The 25,410-nt window shown below is 70.3% G+C and carries 21 protein-coding genes; 12 read left to right on the top strand and 9 right to left on the bottom strand.

Annotated features, from left to right (window positions below; all coding sequences use genetic code 11):
- Window positions 1-97: 97 nt before the first annotated feature.
- Window positions 98-3,175: a S8 family peptidase gene (locus BLR21_RS07205; protein WP_143027638.1), complete on the bottom strand. Its 3,078-nt coding sequence runs from the start codon at window positions 3,173-3,175 to the stop codon at window positions 98-100.
- A gap of 105 nt (window positions 3,176-3,280) precedes the next feature.
- Between BLR21_RS07205 and BLR21_RS07200 the strand changes: the two genes are divergently transcribed.
- Entirely contained in the window at window positions 3,281-3,871 is a 591-nt protein-coding gene (locus tag BLR21_RS07200) for a TetR/AcrR family transcriptional regulator (RefSeq protein WP_090004883.1), read from the top strand.
- Between the two features lie 6 nt (window positions 3,872-3,877).
- Here the strand turns inward: BLR21_RS07200 and BLR21_RS07195 are convergent, their stop codons facing one another.
- Together BLR21_RS07195 and BLR21_RS07190 are read right to left on the bottom strand one after the other, a co-directional pair.
- Window positions 3,878-5,119: a cytochrome P450 gene (locus BLR21_RS07195; RefSeq protein ID WP_090004882.1), complete on the bottom strand. Its 1,242-nt coding sequence runs from the start codon at window positions 5,117-5,119 to the stop codon at window positions 3,878-3,880.
- Between the two features lie 112 nt (window positions 5,120-5,231).
- Window positions 5,232-5,648, bottom strand: a complete 417-nt coding sequence (locus tag BLR21_RS07190) for a VOC family protein (protein ID WP_090004881.1) — start codon at window positions 5,646-5,648, stop codon at window positions 5,232-5,234.
- Window positions 5,649-5,697: 49 nt separating this feature from the next.
- Here BLR21_RS07190 and BLR21_RS07185 point away from each other — a divergent pair, with 49 nt between their 5' ends.
- Together BLR21_RS07185 and BLR21_RS07180 are read left to right on the top strand one after the other, a co-directional pair.
- Window positions 5,698-6,339, top strand: a complete 642-nt coding sequence (locus BLR21_RS07185; RefSeq protein WP_030475997.1) for a GntR family transcriptional regulator — start codon at window positions 5,698-5,700, stop codon at window positions 6,337-6,339.
- A 116-nt stretch (window positions 6,340-6,455) separates the two neighbouring features.
- A complete protein-coding gene (locus tag BLR21_RS07180; RefSeq protein WP_090004880.1) occupies window positions 6,456-7,538 on the top strand; it encodes an oxygenase MpaB family protein in 1,083 nt (360 codons plus the stop codon).
- 312 nt (window positions 7,539-7,850) lie between these two features.
- Here the strand turns inward: BLR21_RS07180 and BLR21_RS07175 are convergent, their stop codons facing one another.
- Window positions 7,851-8,246, bottom strand: a complete 396-nt coding sequence (locus tag BLR21_RS07175) for an ATP-binding protein (RefSeq protein WP_176929520.1) — start codon at window positions 8,244-8,246, stop codon at window positions 7,851-7,853.
- Between the two features lie 89 nt (window positions 8,247-8,335).
- Between BLR21_RS07175 and BLR21_RS07170 the strand changes: the two genes are divergently transcribed.
- Together BLR21_RS07170 and BLR21_RS07165 are read left to right on the top strand one after the other, a co-directional pair.
- Entirely contained in the window at window positions 8,336-9,619 is a 1,284-nt protein-coding gene (locus tag BLR21_RS07170; RefSeq protein ID WP_090004878.1) for a hemolysin family protein, read from the top strand.
- Between the two features lie 100 nt (window positions 9,620-9,719).
- Window positions 9,720-10,658 (top strand): sigma-70 family RNA polymerase sigma factor, encoded by a 939-nt coding sequence (locus BLR21_RS07165; protein ID WP_090004877.1) that lies wholly within the window; start codon window positions 9,720-9,722, stop codon window positions 10,656-10,658.
- 4 nt (window positions 10,659-10,662) lie between these two features.
- Here the strand turns inward: BLR21_RS07165 and BLR21_RS07160 are convergent, their stop codons facing one another.
- Window positions 10,663-11,496 carry a phosphotransferase gene (locus BLR21_RS07160; RefSeq protein ID WP_256334525.1) on the bottom strand — a complete coding sequence of 278 codons (834 nt, stop codon included), beginning with the start codon at window positions 11,494-11,496 and terminating at the stop codon, window positions 10,663-10,665.
- Between the two features lie 40 nt (window positions 11,497-11,536).
- Between BLR21_RS07160 and BLR21_RS07155 the strand changes: the two genes are divergently transcribed.
- The gene (locus BLR21_RS07155; RefSeq protein WP_176929519.1) at window positions 11,537-14,320 is read left to right on the top strand and encodes an AAA domain-containing protein; all 2,784 of its coding nucleotides are present in this window, start codon (window positions 11,537-11,539) and stop codon (window positions 14,318-14,320) included.
- Here the strand turns inward: BLR21_RS07155 and BLR21_RS07150 are convergent.
- A complete protein-coding gene (locus BLR21_RS07150; RefSeq protein ID WP_090004875.1) occupies window positions 14,285-15,778 on the bottom strand; it encodes an alpha/beta hydrolase in 1,494 nt (497 codons plus the stop codon). The genes BLR21_RS07155 and BLR21_RS07150 overlap by 36 nt on opposite strands.
- Window positions 15,779-15,880: 102 nt before the next feature.
- Window positions 15,881-16,015 carry a hypothetical protein gene (locus BLR21_RS43595; protein ID WP_256334524.1) on the bottom strand — a complete coding sequence of 45 codons (135 nt, stop codon included), beginning with the start codon at window positions 16,013-16,015 and terminating at the stop codon, window positions 15,881-15,883.
- Window positions 16,016-16,282: 267 nt separating this feature from the next.
- On the opposite strand from BLR21_RS43595, the gene BLR21_RS07145 reads away from it, so the two are divergent.
- The 5 genes from BLR21_RS07145 (at window position 16,283) to BLR21_RS43590 (ending at window position 20,676) form a co-directional block, all read left to right on the top strand.
- Window positions 16,283-17,266 carry a ribose-phosphate diphosphokinase gene (locus tag BLR21_RS07145; RefSeq protein WP_090005113.1) on the top strand — a complete coding sequence of 328 codons (984 nt, stop codon included), beginning with the start codon at window positions 16,283-16,285 and terminating at the stop codon, window positions 17,264-17,266.
- Between the two features lie 39 nt (window positions 17,267-17,305).
- Window positions 17,306-18,022 (top strand): DUF427 domain-containing protein, encoded by a 717-nt coding sequence (locus BLR21_RS07140; protein WP_090004874.1) that lies wholly within the window; start codon window positions 17,306-17,308, stop codon window positions 18,020-18,022.
- Window positions 18,023-18,095: 73 nt separating this feature from the next.
- Window positions 18,096-18,719 carry a TetR/AcrR family transcriptional regulator gene (locus tag BLR21_RS07135; protein ID WP_090004873.1) on the top strand — a complete coding sequence of 208 codons (624 nt, stop codon included), beginning with the start codon at window positions 18,096-18,098 and terminating at the stop codon, window positions 18,717-18,719.
- A complete protein-coding gene (locus BLR21_RS07130; protein ID WP_090004872.1) occupies window positions 18,716-20,260 on the top strand; it encodes an MDR family MFS transporter in 1,545 nt (514 codons plus the stop codon). The genes BLR21_RS07135 and BLR21_RS07130 overlap by 4 nt, the downstream gene beginning before the upstream one ends.
- 104 nt (window positions 20,261-20,364) lie before the next feature.
- Window positions 20,365-20,676, top strand: coding sequence for a response regulator transcription factor (locus BLR21_RS43590; protein WP_218130780.1), 312 nt, complete (start codon window positions 20,365-20,367; stop codon window positions 20,674-20,676).
- On the opposite strand, the gene BLR21_RS07120 is transcribed toward BLR21_RS43590, so the two are convergent.
- Together BLR21_RS07120 and BLR21_RS07115 are read right to left on the bottom strand one after the other, a co-directional pair.
- Window positions 20,673-22,118: an aldehyde dehydrogenase family protein gene (locus BLR21_RS07120; RefSeq protein WP_218130779.1), complete on the bottom strand. Its 1,446-nt coding sequence runs from the start codon at window positions 22,116-22,118 to the stop codon at window positions 20,673-20,675. The genes BLR21_RS43590 and BLR21_RS07120 overlap by 4 nt on opposite strands.
- Window positions 22,119-22,148: 30 nt before the next feature.
- On the bottom strand, window positions 22,149-22,910 hold the full coding sequence (locus tag BLR21_RS07115) for an IclR family transcriptional regulator (protein WP_090004870.1): 762 nt from the start codon (window positions 22,908-22,910) through the stop codon (window positions 22,149-22,151).
- A gap of 60 nt (window positions 22,911-22,970) precedes the next feature.
- On the opposite strand from BLR21_RS07115, the gene BLR21_RS07110 reads away from it, so the two are divergent.
- The gene (locus BLR21_RS07110) at window positions 22,971-25,367 is read left to right on the top strand and encodes an ATP-binding protein (RefSeq protein ID WP_090004869.1); all 2,397 of its coding nucleotides are present in this window, start codon (window positions 22,971-22,973) and stop codon (window positions 25,365-25,367) included.
- Window positions 25,368-25,410: the final 43 nt, after the last annotated feature.

The raw sequence follows: 25,410 nt of genomic DNA, 5'->3' as shown, positions 1-25,410 counted from the left end.
CAGCGACGACGATCCCGTTCGACGGCGTCCCGCCGGGAGTGGGAAAGCCCGCGCGCTCCTTCGCCTCGTGGGCTCGGGAGCGCGCGGGCCGGTTCGGTCAGCGGAGCAGGTACGCGTTGACGATCGTCTGCTCCACTGTCTGGCCACTGCCGGACGCCTTGGCGCGCAAGGAGACCGACCTGGCGTCCCGCGGGTGGGCGAGCAGCACGCGGTTGGCTGTGATCTGCGTGCGCTTCCACGTCGTGCCGCCGTCGTAGGAGACCTCGACGGACGTCACGCGCACCGCGTCCACCTGCGACTGCGTGGAGATCGGCACCGAGAGCATCTGGCCGGCGCGGCCGTAGCCGTTGTCGTCCAGCTGCGGGGCGAAGCGGATGACGGACAGCGGCAGCGCCGTCTGCCGGGCCGTCGTGTCGCTGCGGAACGTCCACACACCGGACACCCTGGAGCTCAGGGCGGCGTCCCGGACGGCGGAGGTTTCCAGGCGGTAGTGCGCGGCGCCCGGCTGGACGTCGGCCATCGCCCAGCCCGGTTCGGCCGTCTCGGCGGCCTTCACGTTGTCGCGGTACAGCGTCGTGCGAGCCTCGGTCACGGGGCCGTAGCCCGCGTTGCCCGCGTTGTCGCCGTACAGCGGCACGGTGATCCGGACGAAGTCGCCGGTACGGAACGAGTGCGGGACGCCGCGGGCCGGGGGCAGTGCCGGGCCGAACACCGCGCGGTTGAACGGTTCCACGTACGACCTGCCCGGCCTGTAGTGCCGCAGCGGGGTGACGAGCGCGCCGATGTTGCCGGTCTCGTCGAACAGGTTGAACCTGCGCGACCAGTCACCGCCCTCGCCGCCGTAGTACTCGGTGCGCCGGCCGGGAACGAAGTTGTCCAGCGAACCGTACGTCCAGCCGGCACGGCCCTCGGGTGAGGAGGTGTGGCCGATCGACGCGCTCTGGCCCGGTTCGAGAGCGGGCATGTCGACCTTGACCGTCGCGAGGTCCTTCTTCGCGATGGTCTTCGTCAGGCCGTTGGGCGCGGATCCCTTGCGGTACCAGGCGAGTCCGTAGAAGTCCGGGCCCGCGGTCCAGAACGTGGCGATCTTGCCGGTGACCTCGTTCGAGTCGGGGCCGAGGCTCGCGACGCCGAGGTGGTCGATGGAACCGCCGACCGAGAAGTTGCCGATGGTGTAGGCGGCGCCGTCGACGACCCGCTCGAAACCGGTCTGCAGCAACGAGAGCCGCGCGGGGACCGGCAGCGTCACCTGGACGGGCCTGGCCTGGCGGGCGTCGAGGCTGATCGTCGTGGCGCCGGAGACGGTCAGGTTCGGGTAGTTGATGACGTCGTGGGTGTAGGCACCGGACGACGACATCACGCTGCCGTTCAGGAGGTAGCGGCCCTTGGCCACCCGTGCGACGCCGGTCGTGCTGTTCGGCCAGACGCGGGCGCCGGTGTCGACGTTGATCAGGAACGCGAAGGTCGACGCCGTCGTGACGCCGGACCGTTCGACGCCGGTGACCTTGACGTCGTAGCTCTCCACCTCCAGGTCGGCCACGACGGTGGTGCGCAGGCCGCTCGCGACGACGGCGCCGCCGAACACGCCACCCGCCGGCTGCTTGGTGACGTCCGCGGTGACCGTGGCCGTCGCGGTGCCGCCCGCCGGAACCGTGAGCTGGGCGGGGGAGACGCTGAACAGGGTGCCGTTCGTGTCGGTGGTGAGGTCGAGCGTGACCGGCTCGGAGCCCGCGTTGGAGTAGGTGATCTCCTTGGTCAGCACGGGTTCGGCGGTGTGCGGCCACTGGTGTGCGCCGAAGCTGATGCTCGCCGGGGAGGATGTCACGTTCTGCTTGATCAGCTTGGCGACGTCGGCACGGCCGGAGCCCTGTTCGAACGGCGTGAGCTGCTCCGTCGGCGTGGTGGTGCCGGTGAGACGGGCCTTCAGCGCGATGCCGTTCAGCTCCGGGTGCTGCTGGCGCAGCAGTGCCGCCGCGCCCGCGACGTGCGGGGTCGCCATCGAGGTGCCGTCGAGCGAGGTGTAGCCGTCGGCGACCGGCGCGCCGATCCTGCCGTCGGAGTGCAGGGCTGCGACGATGCCGACGCCGGGCGCGGTGAGGTCGGGCTTGAGCGTGCCGGCCTGCGTCGGGCCGCGGCTCGAGAACTCCGCGATCCCGTTCCGGTCGTCGACCGCGCCGACGGTCAGGGCCGCGTCGGCGGTGCCGGGTGAGCCGATCGTGCGCGCGTTGGGTCCGCTGTTGCCGGCGGCGATCACGAACAGCGCGCCCTTCTCGGCGCTGAGGCGGTTCACGGCCTCTTCGAGGGGGTCGACCTCGGGGGTGTCGTAGCCGCCGAGGCTCATGTTGATGATCTGGGCGCCCTGCTCGACCGCCCACTCCATGCCGGCGATGATCCCGCTGTCCTGCCCGGAACCGTTGTCGCCCAGCACCTTCACGTCGAGGATGCGCGCGTCCGGTGCGACGCCGCGGTACTTGCCGCCGCTCTTCGCGCCGGTGCCCGCGACGATCGACGCCACGTGCGTGCCGTGACCGTAGTGGTCGCCGTTGTCGGCCGCGTTCGAGAAGTTGCGCTCGCCGATCTCGCGGTCCGCGAGGTCCGGGTGGGTGTGGTCGACGCCGGTGTCGAGGACGGCGACCGTGGTGCCCTTGCCGGTGAGGCCCGCGGCGTAGGCGGCGGGGGCGTTGATCTGGGCGACGCTGCGGTCGAGGTTCGCCCTGCGCCTGGCGTCGAGCCAGATCTTCTTCGCGCCCGACGCGGACAGGGTGCCGGCGAGCGGGGTCCTGGCCGCGTCGAACGCCACGCCGTTGATGCTGCGCAGCTGAAGGCCGGACTGCGCGCTCAGGGTGCCTTCGGGGTAGGTGGCGATGACCGGCAGGGTGCCGCCGTACGTCGCGAGCTCGGTGATGTCGAAGAGGCGCTCGTCGAGACGGCCGTCCGCGATCATCGGGATGGCGTCGTGCGGCACCACGTACTCGTGTCCTCCAGAGGTGTACGTGGAGAACAGGACGCGCTCACGTCCGGGCGCGGGTCTGATCGCGCGCTGTCCGGTGAGCACCTGGTCCCCGGTGATCAGCGTGACGGTGGGTGCTGATGCCGCGGTTGGTGGGGGAGATGCACCGGCCTGGCCCGCGGTGAGCAGGGCGCCGGCCAGTACGACGACTCCGAGTAAGCGCACCCGGTCCTCCGTAGGGTCTGTGAGAGCGTTCTCACGGACCGTAATGAGGTGCTCACCTGACGGCAAGGTCTACACCAATTTCCGGCACGCTTTAATCTTTGCGCCATGACGGGCCTGCGTGAACGCAAGAAGGCGGCGACCAGGGAAGCGCTGGGTGACGCCGCCTGGAGCCTGTGCGTGGAGCACGGCCTCGACCGGGTGACGGTGGACCAGATCGCGCGGGCGGCCGGGGTGTCGCTGCGGACGTTCTTCAACTACTTCTCCTCCAAGGAGGAAGCGGTCGTCGCCGGTGACACGGCCACGGCGCTCGCGTTCGTGGAGGAGTTCGCCGCACGGCCCGACAGCGAACCGGTGCTCGTCGCCCTGCGCGAGGCCCTGCGGACGATCTACCCGCGCTACGTCGACCTCGACCGCCTCCGGCAGCTGCGCCAGCTCCGGCGGGACCCCGCGCTGCTGCCGCACGTGTTCGCCGCCTACTCCGCCCGCGAGCAGGCGTTGACGGCGGCGATCGCCGTGCGCTGCGGAGTGGACCCCCAGGTGGACCCCTATCCGGCGGTGACGGCGTCGACGATCCTCGCGTCGATGCGCGCGGTCGTGCAGTGGTGGCTCGACACACCCCAGGCCACGGACAGGTTCGACGTCACCGAGCTGGTCGGCCGGATGATCGACCAGCTCGGCGCCGGGTTCACCAGGTGACCGTCTTCACCAGGTGACGGGGAGCCGGTGCACTCCGTAGATCGACATGTCGGTCCGCAACGGCACCTCGCCGGCGGGCACGGCGAGCTTCAACGCCGGCAACCGGCGCAGCAGCTCACTGAAGCCGACCGCCATCTCCACGCGCGCCAGCTGCTGGCCGAGGCACTGGTGGATGCCGTGCCCGAACGCCACGTGATGCCCACGCGGCCGGTCCACCAGCAGCGCGTGCGGGTCGTCGTACTGGCTGTCGTCGCGGTTGACCGCGGGCACCGACACCACGACCGTCTCGCCGGCGCGGATGGTGGCGCCGCCGATCACGACATCCTCCTTGGCGTGCCGTGAGACGCCCGAGCTGATGATCGACAGGTACCGCAGCAGCTCCTCGACCGCGTTCTCGGTCAGCTCCGGGTCGTCGCGGAGCCGGGCGAACTGGCCGGGGTGCTCCAGCAGCGCGAACGTGCCGAGCGCCAGCATGTTCGCCGTCGTCTCGTGGCCCGCGATGAGCAGCAGGTTCGCGATGCCGGTGAGCTCGTTGTCGGTGAGATCGGTGTCGCGCACGAGCCCGGACAGCAGGTCGTCGCCGGGGGTCTGCCGCTTGGCGCGGACGAGCCCGTGCATGAACTTCCGCAGCTCGGTCGTGTTCTTGATCTGCTCGTCGACCGTGGTGTTCAGGCTGAGCAGCTTGGCCGTGCGGCGCTGGAACTCGTCTCGGTCGCCGTAGTCGACGCCCAGCAGTTCGCAGATCACGAGCGACGGCACCGGCAGCGCGAAGTCGTGCACGAGATCGGCCGGCGGTCCCTTCTCGATCATCGCGTCGAGCTGGGCGGTGACGATCTCGTGCACGCGCGGCGTGAGGTCCCGCATCCTGCGCACGGTGAACTGCCCGGTGAGCAGCCGGCGGTAGCGCGTGTGCTCGGGCGCGTCCATGAAGATGAACGACCCGGCCTGGCGCTCCGGCGGGAACATCTCCGCGTGCAGCTCGGGGGAGATCAGCGCCCGTGCGCGGGGGCTGTTGATCCGGTCCGAGCTCATCTGCGGTGCGGCGAGCACCGCCCGTGCCTCGTCGTGCCCGGTGACGAGCCAGACGGTGTCGCCGTTGTGCTCGATCCTGTGGATCCGCCCCTGCTCGCTCAGCTCGGTCAGCCCGGTGGCCGGGTCGAACGGGCACTTGCCCCGGTTGGTGAGTTCAGCGGGCAACTGCGGGCGGATGAGCTCCTGCGCGTTGCGCTGCCGCTCGGCCGTGGTCATGACCTCTCCCTGTCTGACCCGATGTGACCGGGCCGTGGCTCGGCGTCACCTCCACGGTACCGAAACTTGCGCGTTGTGCAAGATTTTTACCTGGGCTTTGGACGACGCGGCTTCAGACCGCGAACACCTGGGCGTCGTCCGCGAAGGCCTTGAACTCCAGCGCGTTGCCCGCCGGATCCAGCAGGAACATCGTCCACTGCTCGCCGGCCTCGCCCTGGAACCGCACGTACGGCTCGATGACGAACTTCGTGCCGGCGCCGGTCAGCTTGGCCGCCAGCGCCTGGAACTCGTCCACGGTCAGGACCAGGCCGAAGTGGGGGACCGGCACGTCGTGGCCGTCGACCGGGTTGCTGACGCGCTCGGTCCTCGGCGCGAGATGGGTGACGAACTGGTGGCCGTGCAGGTTCCAGTCGATCCAGGTGTCGGAGCTGCGGCCCTGCTCCAGGCCGAGGGTCTCGCCGTAGAACTCGCGGGCGGCGGAGAGGTCGTCGACGGGCATGGCGAGGTGAAAGCGGGGGATGTTCGGCATGTAGTGATGTTAACATCATTACAAGGTGTCGCTTGTTAACATTGCTCACATGACAGTGGGTCCGGCACGACGGCGAGGTCTGGGCAGCGAGGTCGCGGACATGATCCGCGAGGCCATCTTCGACGGCGGCTACCCGCCGGGCAGCGCGCTGCGCGAGGTGGAGCTGTCCGAGGCCCTCCAGGTCTCGCGCGGTCCTGTCCGGGACGCGCTGCGCGTGCTCGAACACGAGGGCCTGGTGCGCGCCGAGTGGCACCGCGGCACCACGGTCGCCGAGCTGTCCCTTCAGGATGTTGCCGAGCTGGACAGTCTGCGTGGCGCCCTGGAGGTGCTGGCCGTCCAGCGCGTGGTGGCCACGGGCGCCTCGCTGGAGAAGATCGCGGCGGCGGCGCTGGAGATGGAACGCGCCTTGACGCCGCACGAGATGGTGCGGTGCGACATCGCGTTCCACGACGCTGTGTACGCCGCCGCCGGCCACTCGCGACTGACCCAGGCCTGGGAGGCGATCCGGTCGCAGGTGCACCTGTTCCTGATCACACGGGTGCGGCTGAGTACCGACGGGTACCTGGAGCAGATCCGCGACGAGCACCGGGACCTGGTGGCCGCGCTGCGGCTGGGGAACGTGGAGGGGGCGCTGAAGCTGTTCGCGGAACACCGCAGGCACGCGTTCGACGTCCTCACCTCAGGTTCCTGAGCCTGGTTGCACTTACTCCAATCGAGGTCACCGTTGCCCACGAACGCGTGGAATCACTGGGCTGAAGAGGTGATCATGGCGATCAACGGCCCGGACAGACCCATACGCTCGGCGCCGTGGACCTGGACGCGCTGAAGTACGAGGGCGACCCGCTCGCCGACGCCGTGATCGCGCACCTGGTCGAGAGCGGCAGCCTGAACGAGGTCAACCAGGTGCTCGCGGAGTTCCGCGGCAACGACGAGCCCATCCCGGCGCACCTGCCGCCCGTGGTCCGCGACTACCTCGTCGCCACCGACGACCCGCCCGAGTGGATGGACGAGGAACGCGTCGCCCGCGCGCACGAGTTCTTCGTCGACGACGGCGTGCACGTGGCGTCGGTGCTGTCGTTCGGCGCGATGGTCAACTGCTACGCGCAGCCCAGGCCGTCCCGGGTCCTCACGATCACCCACCGGCTCAACCAGCCGCACCGCAGGCTGTCGGAGACGTCGCAGTTCGTGCTGAACATGATGGAGCCCAACGCTTTCGGCACGGGCGGCTCGTTCGTGCCGACCATCCAGAAGACCCGGCTGATCCACGCGGCGGTCCGCTACTTCGTCGGCCGCTCGCCGGAGTGGGACCATGAAGCGGACGGCGTTCCGGTGTGCCAGCAGGACCTGCTCGGCGCGCTGCTGATCTTCTCCGCGCAGGTGATCGACGGCATGCGCCGCATCGGCGTCTCGGTGACCGACACGGAGGCCGAGGACTACTACCACGTCTGGCGCGTCGCCGGCGCGGTGCTCGGCATCCGCCCGGACGCGATGCCGGAAACGCTGGCAGAGGCCGAAGAAGTCAGCAACACCATGGTCCGGGCGTCCTACGCGCCGTCGCAGGAAGGCGTCGAGCTCACCAGGAACCTCGTCGAGCTGTACGAGAAGTTCGTGCCCGGCAAGGCTTTCGACGGTGTCGTCGCGGCGATGGTGCGGCAGGTCGTCGACGAGGAGGTCGCGGACTGGCTGGAGGTCCCGCACTCGCGGGGCTGGACCACGGCGGTCAGGACGGGCGCGAAGGTCATGCGCGTGTTCGAACGCGGCGAGGACCGCAGCCGGGTCGCCCGCGCCGTGCTCGACAAGGCTGGTGACCTGCTGCTCGGCGCGAGCGTCCGCACGCTCACCGACGGTCAGCCGACCACCCTGACCGTGCCCGCCTGTCTCCGCCGGTAGGGCCTGTGTCGAAGTCTGGTCCGCGATAGCCGGGTTCGGGGCGGCCGAACCTCAGGCACGACTCTCGTCGCGCCCAGACTGTCTCCGCCGGTAGGGCCAGCCGTGGCGGCCACCTCGACCCGTCCGGGCGTCCACAGGGGCCCGAGCAGGGCCATTCCGATCAGCATCGCCACGAGCATCTCCGCCCCGTGGCGCACCAGCGGCCGGACCGCCGGCGAAACCGTTGTCGTCATGCTTCGAGGATCGAAGAGACGCGCGGCGAGTCCCACCCGTGCGCTGTCATGACTTCTCTGTGCGAAACGCACAGACGACCTATGCGTTCACCTCTGCCCAGAGGGTCTTCCCGCCCGTGAACGCCCGAGTTCCCCAGCACCGGGAGAGCTGGGCGATCAACACCAGCCCACGGCCTCGCGTGTCACCGAGACGCGACTGCCCCAGCCGGGGGAGTTCGGCCGGTGTGTGGTCGTCGACCTCCACCCGGATGAAGTCCGTGTGTCGTTGCACCCGCACGGTGCGTGGTCCTTCTGCGTGCTCGTACGCGTTGCTCGCGAGCTCCGTACACACGAGGAGGACGTCGAGCACGACGTCCTCCGGCAGGTCCCTCAGCAAGGTTCCGATCCACCCGCGCATCGCGCCGAGATCCGGCTCGTCCTCCGGCAGGGTGTGCAAGGTCCTCGCGGAGGCGCTCAGCACCTCGGGGGCGTCCATATTCATCCCACCTCGTCCCTGAGGGCGTCCTGCTTGCTCAAGACTGCCGTCAGGGTGCGAAATACCACCGTGCGTGCTACCCCAAACGTGTGGACGGCTATGGCTTCAACCTCGCGCTGGTCGCGGTTCTGGTCTTGCTCAACGCGGCTTTCGCGGGCAGCGAGATGGCGTTCGTGTCCTTGCGCGAAGGTCAGCTGCGCTCGCTGGAACGCACCGGGCACCGCAGGCTCGTGCGCCTCGCACGCGATCCGAACAGGTACTTCGCGACGGTCCAGATCGGCATCACGCTGTCCGGGTTCCTCGCCTCGGCGACCGCCGCGGTCTCGCTGGCGGCACCGATCGTGCCGCTGCTGAGCTTCCTCGGAGGTGCCGCGAACGGGGTCGCGATCGCGCTCGTGACGGTGGTCCTGACGTTCGTCACACTCGTCTTCGGGGAACTGGCGCCCAAGCGCCTCGCGATGCAGTACGCCGTGCGCTGGGCGAAGATCGTCGCCGGCACGCTCGACCTGCTGTCGACGATCTCCCGGCCCGTGGTGTGGCTGCTCAGCAGGTCGACCGACCTCGTGGTGCGCGTGTTCGGCGGCGACCCGAACGCCGACGAGGAGCAGATGTCCCCGGAGGAGCTGCGTGATCTCGTTGAGGTGCAACAGCACCTGAACCAGGAACAACGCACGATCATGACCGGTGCGCTGGAGATCCACGAACGGAGGCTGCGCGAGGTCCTGGTGCCGCGGCGGCAGGTGACGATCGTCGAATCAGGTTTGGACACCCCCGCCGCACGGGAAATCCTGGCGAGGTCCGGACATTCGCGGGCGCCGGTGACCAGGAACGGACACCTGGACGACGTGGTCGGCGTGGTGCACCTGCGGGACCTGCTCGACGACACCGTGGCCGTCACGGACGTGGCACGGGCGCCGATGGTGCTACCGGACTCGCTGCGCGTCACGGACGCGTTGCGGCGGATGAAGGCCGAGCACGAGCAACTGGCAGTGGTGGTGGACGAGCAGGGCGCGGTCGACGGCATCGTGACGCTGGAAGACCTGCTGGAGGAGATCGTCGGCGAGATCTACGACGAGACCGACTCCGACGTGGTGGCGGTCAAGGCCGGACCCGACGGTTCGATCGAGCTGCCCGGCACGTTCCCGATCCACGACCTGGTGGACGTCGGCGTCGAACTGCGCGACGCGCCCGCAGGGCCGTACTCGACGGTCGCCGGGCTGGTGCTCCTGATCCTCGGCCGCATCCCGGAAGAACCGGGTGACGTGGTGGAGGTCTCCGGCTGGAAGATCGAGGTCCGGCAGGTCGAGCACCACGCGATCACCAACGTGAGGCTGAGGTCACAGGCGAAACCGCGGAATGAAGTGGACCTCTGAACCGTTACATAGGAGTGCAGCGGTGTATAGGGCCGTTGCTCCGCAGACGGCGGCGAGTTCGCCCGCTGCAACACCTGCCAACGGATACGGGGGATTTGGCATGCCCGCAGATCTGAAGAACCGCGCGTCCGGGCAGCAGGACGCGGACCTGGTCGGCCAGTACCTCCGCGAGGTCGGGCGCACACCGCTGCTCACCGCGTCCGAGGAGGTCGGCCTGTCCCGGCGCATCGAGGCCGGCGTGTACGCCGCGCACCTGCTCCAGACCGGTGACACGACGCGCGAGCCGAGGCTGCTGCGCCGGATCGCCGCCGAGGGCGAGCGCGCCAAGGACCACATGATCCGCGCGAACCTGCGCCTGGTCGTGTCGGTCGCGAAGAAGCACTCGTTCCGCGGACTGCCGTTCGGGGACGTGATCCAGGAGGGCAACCTCGGCCTGATCCGCGCGGTCGAGAAGTTCGACTACGCCAAGGGCTACAAGTTCTCGACCTACGCCATGTGGTGGATCCGCCAGGCGATCGAACGCGGTCTGGCCGAGCAGACCCGCACCGTGCGCCTGCCGGTGCACGTGGTCGAAGAGGTCAACAAACTCAGGAAGATCGGGCAGAAGCTGTCCGCGTCGTTCGGGCGCGAGGCGACGATCGAGGAGATCGCCGCCGAGGCCAAGTGCTCGCCGTCGCGCGTGCAGGACATGCGGGACGCGGCGCGCACCTGCGTGTCGCTGGAGACGCCGGTCGGCGGCGAGGGCGAGTCGGTGCTGGGCGACCTGATCCAGGACACCGACGGCGTGTCCGCGCCGGACCTGGTGGAGCAGCAGGAGTTCACCGAGGGCATCCGCTCCCTCCTGGACGTCCTGCCCGAACGGCAGGGCCGGATCATGCGCCTGCGCTACGGTCTGGAGGACGGGCGTGCCCGCACCCTGCAGGAGGTCGCGCAGGAGCTCGGCCTGACCCGTGAGCGCATCCGCCAGCTGGAGAAGCAGTCTCTCGCCCAGCTCAAGCAGTCGGGCGACCGGGACGATCTTTTCGCGCTGGCCGGCTGACGCTCTAAAGGTTTTTGAGTGTCTCTGTGAAGTAGTGCAACGCGAGCTCCGCGTCCCGCGACTGTTCGTGCGGGGCGCGGAGCTTTTCGGTGAACTCCGCGATGTCGCCGACGGCCCACCGCAGCGAGTAGAAGGCGCTGTAACCGCCGACCAGCCAGTGGTCGCGTTCCGGCGGGGCCAGTCCGACCGTGTCCCAGTCGATCAGGCACAGGCCCTGCGGACTGTGGATCACGTTGCCCGCGTGGGGTTCTCCGTGGGTGACGACCCGCTCGTCCGGGAGCTGCCCGGCGAGCAGGTCCAGTTCGGTCAGTGCGGCGCGGAGGATCTCGGTGTGGGCCACGAAGACTTCGCGGGCCTGGTCCGAGAACCACTCGCCGGGCTCGTCGAGCAACGCCGTCAGCGCGGCCCTGGCCGGGACGTCGATCGGGGCGACCGGGGTGCCCGCCGGTGGCTCACAGCGGTGCAGCGCGGTCAGCAGCTCGCTCACGCCGGGATGGACCGGATCACCGAAAGATCCGGCTTTTCCCATGACGTAAGGGAAGACGCTCAGCGCGTAGCGGTCGTTGAGCAGGACCACGGTCTCGCCGTCGTCCGATCGCACCGGTGCCACCACGAACGGCAGTTGCTCGGCCAGACTCGCCGCGGTCTCCATCGCCTGCCGCAGACCGGCCAGTGGCTTGGTCGTCAGGTCCGACACCGAGGTGAACCACCGGTCGTAGACCGTCCAGTGGTAGTCGCCGAAGCCGACGGGGGCGTAGACCGGTGGCCCGGTGATGCCGTACCGGGCGAGGCCGGTTTTGAGCTCGTGTTCGGGCAAGCCGCTGGGAAGATCCTCCACGGTGCACGAAGCTAGCGCCTCGAATGGCACGATGTCCCGCGTGAACGTTTCTGCCGTGTTGCGCACCCTGGCGCGGTTGAGTGCCGCCGAGCAGCCGCAGAAGCTCGTGCTCGACCTCACCAAGGCCGCCGGGCTGCTCTGGCTCGGCGACCACGAGCCGTCGTGGCGGGCGATCACGCTCGTGCAGGAGGGTCCGCACTGGACGCCGGTGTCGTGGACCGCGCCCAAGCAAGCCCGCGACGAGGTCACGCACCTGGCCGCGTACGACGCGCTGCACCAGGAGGACCGGTTGCTGCGGCTGGGCTGGGCGTTCCTCGCCGGGCCCGCGCAGATCGGCGGGCAACGGCGGCGCGTGTGCCTGCCGCTGGTGTCGCGGCCGGTGCGGCTGCACCACGGGCTGGGCCTCGGCTACGCCTACCACGTCGCCGGTGACGCCGGGGTGTTCCCGCTGATCGACGACTGGGCGAAGACCGCCGAACGGGAGGCCGCGCTCGCGCCGACCGAGGCCTGGATCACCCAGACGTTGCGGCTCGCCGGGTTCGAGAACGTGCCGATCGTGCACGACGACCCCAAGAAGCTGATCTCCGGCAGCGAACTCGTCGTCGCGATGGGAGCCGGGCTGCACGCGGGTGAGCCCGTCGTGAACACCGAGCACGGCACGGCCCTGTTCGACTGGTCGGGCAAGAAGGGCATCGACGGCACGGCGTTCGCGGCCCTGTACGGCGCCGCCGCCGAGCCGGACCACCACGACGAGCCGATCAGTTCGGCGTTGCCGCTCAGCCACAGTCAGATGCGCGCGGTCGAGCACGCACGCCGTGCGCGGATCACGGTCGTGGGCGGGCCTCCTGGTGCGGGCAAGACGCACACTCTCGCGGCGTTGGCGCTCGATGCGGTGGCGGCGGGGAAGTCCGTGCTCCTCGCGAGCCGCACGCGCAACGCCGCCGACGTGCTCGGTGGTGCGCTGCGGAAAGCGGGCGGGCCGGTGCCGGTGCTGTTCGGTGACTCCGAGCTGCGGCAGGAGATGGCGCGCGAACTGAGCGACGGGCTGACCGCCACGAGCAATCCCGAGCGCCTGAACGAACTCGACCGCGTCCGGCGGGCGGCCGCCGCCGCTGTCAGCCGTGTCGAACGCACGACCGGTGGCTCGCTCACCGACGAACAGCTGGCCGCCGAAGCCAAGAAGCACCAGGCGTTGATGCCGGCGCATCGGGCCGTGGCACCGAAAGCGTTCGACGCGAGCGTGGACTTCGCCGCACTGCACGGACTTCTCCAGCCGCGCACCGGGTTCCTCGGTGGCCTGCGGACCGGGTGGGCGATGCGGAAGGCGCGCGGACTCGCCGGTGCGGGCGAGGTCTCGGTCGAAGACCTCCGCGCCGCGGTCGAGGCGGCCGAGCAGACCGCGGCGTCCGTCCGGATCGGGGCGAACGGCGGCACGGCGTTCGGTGAGCTGCGGCCGTTGCTGGCCGAGCAGGACGTCGCGAGCCGCATGGCCACCGCCGCGTGGCTCAAGGAGTACTCGGTGAGCCGGCGGGGTGCCGGCGCGCGCCGGGCGGTGGCGGCGCTGGCGAAGGCGCTGCGGTCCGGGCGGGCGGCCCGGCGGCGCGGGCTCGCCGAGATCGACAGCGCGGATCTCGTTGCGGCACTGCCGTTGTGGGTCGGCACGCTGTCCGATGTGGAGGACATCCTGCCGCCCGTGCCCGGCATGTTCGACCTGGTGATCATCGACGAGGCCAGCCACGTCGACCAGCCGCTGGCCGCGCCCGCGTTGCTGCGCGGCCGGTCCGCGGTGATCGGCGGTGATCCCCGGCAGCTGCGGCACGTGTCGTTCGTCAGCGACCAGGCGGTGCGGGCGGCGGTCGACGCGGAGGGCACCCAGGACCTGCGCGACCGGCTGGACGTGCCGAAGGTGAGCCTGTTCGACGCGGGCGCGGCGACGGCGGGCGTGCACTGGCTCGACGAGCACCACCGCTGCGCGCCGCACCTGATCGGGTTCGCGGCGGCCAGGTTCTACGACGGCAAGATCGCGCTGCTCACCACGCACCCGTCGATCGCCGACGTCGACTGCATCGACACCGAACGCGTCGACGGCGATCGCACCACGAAGGGCGTCAACCAGACCGAGGTCGACGCCGTGCTCGCCCACGTCCGCAAGCGGGTGGCCGCGGGCGTGCGCTCGATCGGCGTCGTGACCCCGTTCCGCGCGCAGGCCGACGCGCTGGAGGAGGCGCTGCTCAGCGAGCTCACGCTGGACGAGATCACCACCGGTGGCGTGCGTGTCGGCACCGTGCACGGCGTGCAGGGCAGCGAGTTCGACGAGGTCGTGATCAGCCTCGCCGCGGACGCCAAGCCGGGGGCGTGGCGGTTCGTCAACGACCGCAACCTGCTCGCCGTGCTGACCACCCGCGCGCGCCGGAAGGTGCACGTCATCACGTCCGCGCCCGAACCACCGGGCCTGATCGGCGAATACCTGCGGCACGCCGACGTCGCCCCGACCGAGACCGCCGGCGCCGAACCCGAGGACGAGTGGACCGCGCGCCTCGCGCACGAACTGCGGGCCGCGGGACTGACCGTGCGCACGGGCTATCCGGTCGGGCAGTGGCGAGTGGACCTGGTGGTGGGGGAGAAGGACGACGCCGTCGCGGTCGAGACGCGCCCGCACCCTTCAGGAGTGCGGGCGCATCTCGCTCGCTGGCGTGCGCTCACCCACGCGGGGTGGCGCGTGCACGACGCGTTCGGCAGCCGGTTCGGCGACGACCCGGCGCGTGCCGCCGTGGAACTGACCCAGGAACTACCTGCGGCTGGGCTTGACCAGCGGCTCGGCTGAGGTGACCGACGGCAGGAACGGGTTCGGGTTCGCCGGGCAAACCGTCCCGATGGGCGGCAACGTGCCGTTGAGCAGGTACGCGTTCGTGTGGTCGGTCGCGCACTGGCTCACCCCGTACGCCGTGTGGCCCCAACCCGCGTAAGCAAGCAAACGACTGCCCGCGAGCTGACGGTGGGCGGCTTGCGCGCCCCGGAAGTCCGTCACGCCGTCGAAGTAGTTGCCCACCACCAGAACCGGCGCGCTGGTGCGGGTGCGCCACGGCCCGGTGAAGCGGTCGGGGTTCACGGGCCAGTTCGCGCACGCCGCGTTGCCCCACCACCACGCCGGCCCGAACTCCGAACCCGCTGCGGCGTAACGGGAAATCGCCTTGTAGGCGTTGAAGTGGCGCGGGTACTCGATGTCCGCGCACACGTTGCCGTTGTAGGCGTCGAACCCGTTGGCGTAGTCCGGTTCCGCCGCGACCGAAAGCGACCCGGCGGCGGCGTCGGACAGCTGGTCGAAGAACGCGGCGGCGTCCGGCCAGTCGCTCGGCGAGTACATCGCGCCGATCGCGGAGTTGATCACGGCGTCGTAGGTGAAGACCTGGCCGCCGAGTTCGATCGGGTTGGCGCGCACCGACTTCAGCAACGCGTCCCAGCGCTGCTCCGACTGCGGCCCGAAGACGCACGCGGCCTCGTCGCAGGTGCGGAGGAACTCGCGGAACTCCTCCTTCGTCGCGATCCGGTCCGACTCGATCTGCCGGCCGCTCGACCACAGCTCGGGGTCGAGCACGCCGTCGATCACGAGCGCGCGGATGTTGTCCGGGAACAGGTTCGCGTAGGTCGCGCCCAGGAACGAACCGTACGAGAAGCCCAGGTAGCTGAGCTTGCGGTCACCGACGGCGCGGCGCAGCAGGTCCATGTCCCGTGCGACGTCGGCGGTGCTCATGTGCCGGGCGATCCGCTGGTCGTCGCGGCACTCGGGGCCGAGCGAGCGGTAGCGGTCGAAGAACGGCCGTTCCTGCGCCGCCTGGTACGGGAAGCCGGGGATGCCCTCGAAGAACTTCCCGAGGTCCGCTTCGCTGGCGAAACAGTGCAGAGGATCGGATTTGCCGATGCCGCGCGGGTCGAACCCGACGATGTCGAACCGGCCCTGGAGGTTCGCCGACAGGGCGTTGCCGGCGCCGAGCGCGAAGTTCACACCCGAGCCGCCGGGTCCGCCCGGGTTGAGGAACAGCGAGCCGATGCGGCGCGCGGTGTCCGTCGCGGGCTTGCGCGCCAGCGCGACGGTGGTCGTGGCGCCGCGCGGGTCGTCGTAGTCGAGTGGCACCTTCACGGAGGCGCACTCGAAGCCGGGGTGCTCGGGCCCGCAGGCCGTCCAGTCGATCTTCGGGACCTGCGCGCCACCTGCCGAGGCCGGTACGGCCGGTGTGCCGGTGATCATGAGCGCGGCCGCGGCGGCCAGCACGGTGAGTCGCATCGACAAGCTCCCCTCTCGTCCCAGAGGCGCTCTTCCTACCGGCTCGCGACCGGCCGCGTCGACCGCCGAAAGTCGTGACCGGCCAGTGGGGACGCGCCGCGCTCAGTCGGGGCGTCGATGCTTTTGACGAACTCCCAGATGATCGGCGATCTGGTCGTGAATGGGCGTGCCCATCACGACCGGGTTCGCCGGCGGGGTTTGCGGTGTTGTCGCAGGTGTGTCCTGGCTGTCAGGCATGAGGGGAGAGTAAGGATGGTCCCTGACACCTCACGGACGCTGATCAAGAAATCACCAGGGTCATACCCCAAGAGGTGAACCCGGTTCCCCCGATCTATACCCAGTGTGGGACCACGGTCCTGCTACGAGACCCCCTGTGGGTGCCCTCGATCGAGTTAACGCGCGTTGCCCCGCAACGTGGAATCTCAGCGGACGGACGCGCGGTTGCGTGATCTCGCGGCCATGCTGAACGATCGGCCGGGGGCCGGACGAGCGTGGAGCGTGACGATGGTCAGCGGCAAGCCGGGCATCGCCAAGCGGCAGCTCATCCTGCTCACCGGCAGGGCGCACCCGGAGCTGGCCGAGGCCGTGGCCAAGTACCTGGGCGTCGCCATCACCCCGCAGGCCGCCTACGACTTCGCGAACGGCGAGATCTTCGTCCGCTTCGAGGAGTCGGTGCGCGGCGCGGACGCGTTCGTCATGCAGAGCCACAGCGCGCCCGTCAACGACTGGCTGATGGAGCAGCTGCTCATGGTGGACGCGCTGAAACGCGCCTCCGCCAAGCGCATCACCGCGGTCGTGCCGTCCTATCCGTACGCACGCCAGGACCGCAAGTACGCCGGCCGCGAACCGGTGTCAGCCCGTCTGGTCGCGGACATGTTCAGGACCGCCGGTGCCGACCGCATCGTCACGGTCGACCTGCATACCGCGCAGGCCCAGGGCTTCTTCGACGGCCCGGTCGACCACCTGCACGCGATGTGGCTGCTCTGCGACCACGTCGGCAGCCGCTACCGGGGCGAGGACCTCACGATCGTCTCGCCGGACGCCGGCCGCACCAGGCTCGCCGAGAAGTGGGCCGACCTGCTCGGCGGTTGCCCGATCGCGTTCATCCACAAGACGCGCGACCCGTTGCGCCCCAACGAGGTCGTGGCCAACCGCGTCGTCGGCGACGTCGAGGGCCGCACCTGCGTCGTGGTCGACGACATGATCGATACGGCACTGACGAGCACGACGGCGGCCCGGCAGTTGCTGGAGCAGGGCGCGAAGGACGTCGTCCTCGTGGCCACGCACGGAGTGTTGTCCGGCGACGCCCACGACCGGCTCATCGCGAGCAAGGCGCGCGAGGTGATCCTCACCGACACCCTGCCGATCCCGCCCGGGAAGCGGTTCCCCGGCCTGACCGTGCTGAGCATCGCGCCGCTGCTGGCGCGGGCGATCCAGGAGGTCTTCGAGGACGGCTCCGTGACGAGTCTCTTCGACGGCAACGCGTAGCCGGGAAGCCCGCACGCCCGTTCTGTGTTGACATGTGACATGGGCGACTTGCGGGTGGAGACCTCGGCGAAGCGGGTTCGTGCGTACTTCGGTGGCGAACTGGTCGCGGACGCGACCGCGCCGCGCCTGGTCTGGGAGGTTCCGTACTACCCGGCCTACTACCTGCCCCTGTCCTCGGTCCGCGCCGAACTGAAGGCGACGGGGGAGACCAGGGGCGACGGCGTGGTCCACGACGTCGTCACGCCCGGCGGCACGGCCTCGGGCGCGGCGTTGACGTACCCGGACTCGGTGCCGTTGCGGGACCTCGTCCGGTTCGAGTTCTCGGCGATGGACGAGTGGCTCGAAGAGGACGAGCCGATCTACGTCCACCCGCGCGACCCGTACAAGCGGGTCGACGTCCTGAGCAGCTCACGGCACGTGCGGATCGCACTGGACGGGGTGACGCTGGCGGCGTCGTCCCAGCCTCGGATCCTGTTCGAGACGAGCCTTCCGCCGCGCTACTACCTGCCGTTGAGCGACGTCCGGTTCGATCTGCTCCGGCCTTCGGACACGCAGACGCAGTGCCCGTACAAGGGCACCGCCACGTACTGGTCGGCCGAGGTGAACGGTGTGACCCACGACGACCTCGTCTGGATCTACCGGTCGCCTCTGCCCGAGAGCCAGAAGATCGCTGGAATGGCGTGCTTCTTCACTGAGAAGGTCGACCTCTTCCTCGACGGCGAGCTCCAGGAGAAGCCGAAGAGTCCCTGGTCATAGCTACCGTGAACGAGTCCTAGTTCACACACTGCAAAGTTGCAGTGACTGCAAAACGATCCTGTACTCTTGCCCCGTGAACCAGTCGGGGGAGAGCCTGCGCGACCGCAAGAAGCGCCGCACCCGTGCCGCGCTCGAGCGGGCGACCGTGCGTCTCGCCGCCGAGCGGGGCTACGACCACGTCACCGTGGAGGAGATCGCCGCCGAGGCCGACGTCTCGGTGCGCACGTTCTTCAACTACTTCGCGAGCAAGGACGAGGCGCTCATCGGCGCGGACCCCGAGGCGGGCCCGCGCATGGCCGAGCGGATCCTCGCCTTCCCCGGCACCGTCACGCCGTTCGAGGCGTACCGGCGGTCGGTGCTCGCGGAGATCACGGACGAGCTGAACAACGCCCGCGACCTGTGGCTGCTGCGCAAGGAAGTCCTGATGCAGCGGCCGGACCTGCTGGTCCGCGCGTTCGCGAACAGCGCGGAGTCCGAGCAGTTGCTGGCGGACGCGGTGGCGCGGCGGGCAGGGCTGCCCGAGACCCACGCGTACCCACGGCTGCTGGTCGCCGCCGGCAGCGCCGCGTTCCGTTGTGCGGTGACGCGCTGGGCTCGCGACGACAGCGTCTCGCTGGGCGAGCTCGTCGACGAGGCACTCGAGCTGTTCGGCACGGGGCTGGCTCACACACCAGGTCGTCACGAAGGGGGATCATGAGCATCGAGGCAGCACCGACACCAGTCCACAGCAAACGTGAAGTCGTCCAGGCCATGTGGGGCCTGATGCTCGGCATGTTCGTGGCCATCCTCGCCGGCACCGTCGTGTCGAACGCGCTGCCGCGCATCGTCGCCGAGCTGAAGGGCTCGCAGTCGATCTTCGCGTGGATCGTGACGGCCGAGCTGCTCGCGATGACCGCGACCGTGCCGTTGTGGGGCAAGCTCGCCGACCTCTACAGCCGCAAGCTGCTGATCCAGGCGTCGCTGAGCCTGTTCGTCGTCGGCTCGCTGATCGCGGGCTTCTCGCAGAACGTCGAGATGCTCATCGTCAGCCGTGTCGTGCAGGGCCTGGGCGCCGGTGGCGTCACGGCACTCGCGACGATCGTGATGGCCGCGATGATCCCGCCGCGTGAGCTCGGCAAGTACTCCGGCATGTTCGGCGCGGTGTTCGGCGTCGGTACCGTCGCGGGCCCGCTGATCGGCGGTGTCCTGGTCGACACCTCGTGGCTCGGCTGGCGCTGGTGCTTCTTCATCGGCATCCCGTTCACCCTCGCCGCGATCTACATGCTGCAGCGCACGCTGCGCCTCCCGGTCGTGCGCAACGAGAAGACGAAGATCGACTACCTGGGCGCGTTCCTGATCGTGTCCGGCGTCTCGACGCTGCTGATCTGGTCGTCGCTGGCCGGGCAGAAGTTCGAGTGGGTGTCGGGCTGGACCGCCGGTCTGGTGTCGCTGGGCGTGTTGCTGCTCGTGGCCGCCGTCCGCGTCGAGGCCACCGCGCACGACCCGATCGTGCCGCTGTCGATCTTCCGCAACCGCACCGTCTCGCTGACGACCATCGCGAGCGCCCTGGTCGGCATCGCGATGTTCGGCGGCACGGTGTTCCTCTCGCAGTACTTCCAGCTCTCGCTCGGCAAGACGCCGACCCAGGCCGGCCTGCTGGGCCTGCCGCTGATCTTCGGGCTGCTCATCTCGTCCACGGTGGCCGGTCAGCTGATCACGAAGTTCGGCAGGTGGAAGGCGTTCCTGGTCGCCGGTGGCGTGTTCATGGTCGGCGGCATGCTGCTGCTGTCCACGATCACCGCGCAGACCACGGTGTTCATGGTGTCCGTGCACATGTTCGTGCTCGGCGTCGGCGTCGGCCTGATGATGCAGAACCTGGTGCTGGCGGCGCAGAACGACGTGCCGGCCAAGGACCTCGGCGCCACCACGTCCACGCTGACGTTCTTCCGCTCGCTGGGCGGCGCGATCGGCGTCTCGGCGCTGGGTGCCGTGCTGGCGAGCAAGGTCTCGTCGCTCGCGGCCGAGAGGTTCGGCACGACGGCCGGCGGCGAGAACGCGGTGCCGGACATCTCGGTGCTGCCGCCGGAGATCAAGGCCGTGGTCGCCGAGATCTACGCGACGGCGACCGCGGAGATCTTCCTGGTGGGCGCGCCGTTCGCGGTGCTCGCGCTGCTCGCCGTGGCGTTCATCAAGGAGAAGCCGCTCAAGGAGACGAGCGGTGACGACCGGCTGGCGGCGGAGATGGCCGCGGGTCACTGATCTGCTGGGAGCGGACCCCTGACTTTCGTCCGGGGTCCGCTCTGTCTTTCGGGCCGGGTTTCTGCCCGCGCTGATCCTTACGTTCTCTCCCATGAACATCTGGGGTGCAGCGCTCACGGACGTTGCCGGAGAAGAGCCTGCCGCAGCCCGAAAACGCGGCGGGAGCGGTGGAACGGGCTCGGGAGGCGCTGCGGGAAGCCGCGCCCGGCAACGAGCGGGTCGAGACGCTGACCGCGCGGGAACGCGACGTGCTGGCGTTGCTCGGCGAGAGGCTGTCGAACGCGCAGATCGCCCGGCGCCTAGACCTCGTCGAAGGCACCGTGAAGGGGCACGTCAGCGCGATCCTGAGCCGCCTGGGCGCGGAGAACCGCGTCCAGGCGGCCATCGTGGCCCACGAGGCGGGCCTGATCGCCTAGAACGGGAAGTGGCCGTGCTCGCTGGCGATCGTCACCCAGCGCGTCGCCGAGAACGCCTCGATGCCCCAGCGGCCGCCGAACCTGCCATAGCCGCTGGACTTCACGCCACCGAACGGCGCCTGCGGCTCGTCGTCCACCGTCTGGTTGCCGACGTGCACGATGCCGGTGCGGATGCGTTGCGCGAGCCCGAGTCCGCGCCGCGAGTCCTCGGTGAGGATGCCCGCGGTGAGGCCGTGCTCGGTGTCGTTCGCGATGGCCACGGCCTCGTCGTCGTCGGCGACGGGCACGACGATGACGGCCGGACCGAAGATCTCCTCCTGGAACACGCGCATCTGCGGCGTGACGCCGTCGAGCACGGTCGCGCCGCCGTTGCCGCCCGCACGGACGGTGGCGCCGTTCTCGACCGCGTCCTGCACCAGTGCGGCGACGCGCGCGGCCGCTCGCGGGTTGATCACGGGGCCGATCACGGTGCTGGGGTCGGCGGGGTCGCCGTGCGGCAGCGAACCGACCTTGGCCGCGAGCTTCGCGGTGAACTCCTCGGCCACGGCCCGGTGCACCAGGATGCGGTCGGTCGACATGCAGATCTGGCCCGCGTTGTGGAACGCGCCGAACGTCGCCGCGTTCACCGCGTGGTCGAGGTCGGCGTCGTCGAGCACCAGCAACGAGTTCTTGCCGCCGAGCTCCAGCACGGCGGGCTTGAGGTGGTGCGCGGCAAGGGTTCCGACGATCCGGCCGACCTCGGTGGAGCCGGTGAAGTTCACGGCGCGCACACGGGAGTCGGTGATCAGGGCCTCGGCGACCGCGGCGGCGTCCTCCGGGGCGTTCGTCACGACGTTGAGCACGCCCGCGGGCAGCCCTGCCTCGCGCAGCACGTCGGCGATCAGCAGCCCGGCCGCGATCGGCGCGTCCTCGCTGGGCTTGAGCACGACGGTGTTGCCGGCGGCGATGGGCGCGGCCACGGCCCGCGTGCTCAGGATGACCGGCGCGTTCCACGGGGCGAACGCCGCGATGACCCCGAGCGGTTCCCGCACGGCGAGCGACAGCTGACCGGGCACCTCCGTCGTCAGCACCTCGCCGACGGGCTGGGTGACCGCCGCGGCCGCCTCGCGCAGGACGTTCGCCGCGAGCATGACGTTGAACCCGGCCCACCCGCCGACGCCGCCGACCTCGGCGGCCATCAGGGCGACGACCTCGGCCGTCCTGGCCTCCAGCCCGTCCGCGGCTCGCAGCAGGATCCCGCGTTTCACGGACGGCGACGTCGCCGCCCACCCGGCGAACGCCTGCTCGGCGGCGTCGACGGCCCGCGTGACGTCCGCGGGCCCGGCCGCCGCGACGACGGCGTGGACCTCGCCGGTGAAGGGGTTGAGGTCGTCGGTGGTGCGGCCGTCCAGCGCCGGAACGCTGTCGCCGCCGATGAGGAGCTCACGTTTTTCGCTTGCCACGGTCAGGGATTCAAGCGGCAGACCACCTGATCATCCAAGTCCTGCTTCCGATGGATGGAAACCGGGCTCCAGCATCCGGGCGATCCCGCGAGCCGCCACCTGCAGCGCCGCGACCAGCCGGGCCCGCACGTTGCGCAGGTCGGGCACCACGATCCCCAGCGCCGCCACGACCTGGCCGTCCACCTCGATCGGCACCCCCACACTGCACGCCCCGAGCGTCATCTCCTCGAACGTCTGCGCGTACCCGTCCCGCCGAACCCGGTGCAACTGGGCCCGCATCCGCCCGGGCTCCGTCACCGTGAACGCCGTGATGCGCGTCAGCCCGTGCGTGAGTACCTGCTCCTGCACCTCCTTCGGAGCGTGCGCGAGCAACACCTTCCCGACCCCGGTCGCGTGCAACGGCAACCGGCTCCCGGTGGTGCTCACGATCGGCACCGACGCATGCCCGGAGACCCGGTCGAGGTACAGCACCTCGGTCCCCTCCCGCACGGCCAGGTGCACCACGGCGCGCGTCGCCGCGTGGATGTCGTGAAGGAACGGCTCCGCGACCCGGCTCAGGTCCACCTCACCGGCGGCCAGCAGCCCGAGCCGCCAGATCCGCCTGCCGATCACGTACTCACCGGAGTCCAGCCGCCGCACCGCGCCCCACTCCGCCAGTTCCGCGAGCAGCCGGTGCGTGGTGCTGATCGGCAGCCCACTGCGCCGCGCGATGTCGCTCAGGGTCTGGCGGCGGTGCCGGCTGTCGAAGGTGCCGAGCAGCGACAGCAGCTTGGAGGAGACGGTGGCGGCCACCCCGGGGATTCTGCCCGGTTCGTTCCTGCTCAGCCGGTCAGGCGCCCTAGTATCGGGCGGATGGCCGCGACACCGGAGGGAAGACTGCGTGCCCTGCACCGGGCACTGGCCGCACACCCCGGCGAGCCGGTGCTGTTCGCCGACCTGATCCGCGAGGTCTGGGGCGAGCAGCCACCCTCGGGCCCGCTGCCCGCACTGCGCAGCCTGGTGAAACGGCTGCGCCGCACCATTCCGGACGAGATTGTCACGGACGCTTCCGGCTACCGGCTCAAGGTGCGCACGCCCGGTCCGTGTCAGCTCCCCGCCGACCTCCCGGACTTCGTCGGCCGCGAGCACGAGCTGGCGCGTCTCGAACGCCTGCCCGGTGTCACGATCACCGGCGCGCCCGGTGTCGGCAAGACCGCGCTGGCCGTGCGGCTCGCGCATCGGTTGCGGGAGCGGTACTTCGACGGCCAGCTGTACGTGAACCTGCGTGGGTTCGCCTCGGGACCGCCGCTCACCGCGCAGCAGGCGCTCAGCGGGTTCCTGCGCGCACTCGGCGTGCCGCAGACCGCCATCCCGCTCGACCTGGAGGCCCAGACCGAGCTGTACCAGCAGAAGCTCGACGGCAAGAGGGTGCTGGTCGTGCTCGACAACGCCGTCGAGGACCTGGTCGAACCGCTGCTGCCGCGCGGGCCCGGTTGCCTGGCGATCGTCACGAGCCGCCACGACCTGCCCGGCCAGCTGCGGCTCGACGTGCTCGCCGACGACGACGCGCACGAGCTGCTGACCCGCATGGGCGTTCAGGGAACGCCCGAGGAACGTGCCGAGCTCGTCCGGCTCTGCGCGCACCTGCCGCTCGCGTTGCGCATCGCCGGGGCGAACGTGGCGCACGGCCACATCGAGGACTACCTGGCCGAACTGCGCGGCGATCGGCTCGACGTGCTGGAGATCGACGGCGACGCGGCCGTGCGGGCCACGTTCGAGCTGTCCTACCGGGCGTTGAGCGACGAGGCGAAGCGCGTGTTCCGGCGGCTCGGCCTGCCGCCGGGCGCGGACACCGGGCTCGGCGCCACCACCGCGCTCGCGGGCCGTGATCCCGGGCCGCAGCTCGGCGAACTCGTGAACGCCGGGCTCGTCGACCAGGTCGGCGTTCGCTATCAGCTGCACGACCTCATCAGGCTGTTCGCCGCCGACGCGGCGGACGACGACGATCGAGCCGGCCTGCTGGACATGTACGCGTGGTACCTCAGGACGGCGTACAACGCCATCTCGAAGGCCGTGCCCGAGACGAGCCTCCTGACCCGGCCGGACCTGGACGGGCCGAGCCTCGCGTTCGGCGAACGGGCCGAGGCGGCGGCGTGGCTGGAGGAGGAACACGCCAACCTGGTGGCGCAGGTGGTCGCGGCACCGTCGCCGTACGCGCAGCAACTGGCCGACGTCCTGCGGATCTACCTGCACGTCGGCCGGTTCGAGATCGACAAGGCCATGGTGTTCCACGCCGGGCTGCGCACCGCACGGGCGGCCGGCGACCTGGAAGGGCAGTGCGCCGCGCTGTACGGGCTCGGCATGTCCGCGTGGAGCCGCAGCGAGTACGGCGACGCGCTGGACCACTTCGCGCAGGCGCTGGAGTACGCCCGGACGCCGCTCGCGCTGGCGGCGATCAACAACGGCATGGGGATCGTGCACCTGGAGTCGGGCGACACCCGCCGGGCGGAGGAGTGCTTCGCCGAGGCCCTGCGACTGCGCCGGGAGATCGGCGACGACCACGGCGCCATCGGCACGCTGATGAACCTCGGCATCACCCACGGCACCCGCGGCGACCTGCGCAAGGCTGCCCAGAACTTCCAGGAGGTCGCGGACCTCAGCCGGCGGCTCGGGCTGTTCAACCAGACCGCGATCACCCTGGACAACCTGTCCGTGGCCTACTTCGAGCTGGGTGAGCTGGACCGGGCGCTCGCGGCCAGCGTCGAGTCGGTGCGCCTGCACGCCGGCCAGGACCAGCAGCGAGCACTCGCCAACGCGCTGGCCAGTCTCGCCCGCATCCACGCCGAACGCGGCGAGATCGCCGAGGGCCTGGCGGCGGCGCAAAGGTGCTTCGAGGTCGCGAGGGACGCCGAGCATCCCAAGGCACGCGTCGACTGCCTGGTCGCGATGGCCGTGCTGGAACCGGCGGGCGCGCGGCAGCACGCGGCGGACGCGGTCGACCTCGGCCGCAAGATCGGCTACGGGCCGGGGGTGCTCACCGCGTCCATCCTGCTCGCCCGCGCCACCGGGTCGGTCGAGCTGATCGACGAGGTGCTCGGCACCATCGAGGAGACCGGCAGCCTCATGGACCAGTCCCGCGCGTTGCTCGTCCGCGCGCAGATCACCGGGTCCGTCCACACGGCACAGGAGGCGCTCTCCGCCGCCGGGCGGCGCGGTCAGGGGAAAGTCGCTTCGGACGCACGGGAGTTGCTGGTGACACTGGGCGGGTGACCGTACCTCGGTGCAGGCTGGGACAGCAGGGCCGTCCTCGTCG

Origin of the sequence: Lentzea albidocapillata subsp. violacea (genome assembly GCF_900100275.1) — a bacterium.
GTDB classification, from domain to species: domain Bacteria; phylum Actinomycetota; class Actinomycetes; order Mycobacteriales; family Pseudonocardiaceae; genus Lentzea; species Lentzea violacea.
Note: the sequence above shows the minus strand (reverse complement) of the source record. Positions and strands in the feature narration are given on the sequence as shown.

What these genes read in the sequence shown, in the direction of transcription:
- BLR21_RS07130 (WP_090004872.1), top strand. Translation starts at nt 18,716, where the DNA reads ATGAGCATCGAGGCAGCACCGACACCAGTCCACAGCAAACGTGAAGTC.
- BLR21_RS07190 (WP_090004881.1), bottom strand. Translation starts at nt 5,648, where the DNA reads ATGCCGAACATCCCCCGCTTTCACCTCGCCATGCCCGTCGACGACCTC.
- BLR21_RS07165 (WP_090004877.1), top strand. Translation starts at nt 9,720, where the DNA reads ATGCCCGCAGATCTGAAGAACCGCGCGTCCGGGCAGCAGGACGCGGAC.
- BLR21_RS07110 (WP_090004869.1), top strand. Translation starts at nt 22,971, where the DNA reads ATGGCCGCGACACCGGAGGGAAGACTGCGTGCCCTGCACCGGGCACTG.
- BLR21_RS07195 (WP_090004882.1), bottom strand. Translation starts at nt 5,119, where the DNA reads ATGACCACGGCCGAGCGGCAGCGCAACGCGCAGGAGCTCATCCGCCCG.
- BLR21_RS07140 (WP_090004874.1), top strand. Translation starts at nt 17,306, where the DNA reads ATGGGCGACTTGCGGGTGGAGACCTCGGCGAAGCGGGTTCGTGCGTAC.
- BLR21_RS43595 (WP_256334524.1), bottom strand. Translation starts at nt 16,015, where the DNA reads ATGCCTGACAGCCAGGACACACCTGCGACAACACCGCAAACCCCGCCG.
- BLR21_RS07200 (WP_090004883.1), top strand. Translation starts at nt 3,281, where the DNA reads ATGACGGGCCTGCGTGAACGCAAGAAGGCGGCGACCAGGGAAGCGCTG.
- BLR21_RS07185 (WP_030475997.1), top strand. Translation starts at nt 5,698, where the DNA reads ATGACAGTGGGTCCGGCACGACGGCGAGGTCTGGGCAGCGAGGTCGCG.
- BLR21_RS07145 (WP_090005113.1), top strand. Translation starts at nt 16,283, where the DNA reads ATGGTCAGCGGCAAGCCGGGCATCGCCAAGCGGCAGCTCATCCTGCTC.
- BLR21_RS07150 (WP_090004875.1), bottom strand. Translation starts at nt 15,778, where the DNA reads ATGCGACTCACCGTGCTGGCCGCCGCGGCCGCGCTCATGATCACCGGC.
- BLR21_RS07175 (WP_176929520.1), bottom strand. Translation starts at nt 8,246, where the DNA reads ATGGACGCCCCCGAGGTGCTGAGCGCCTCCGCGAGGACCTTGCACACC.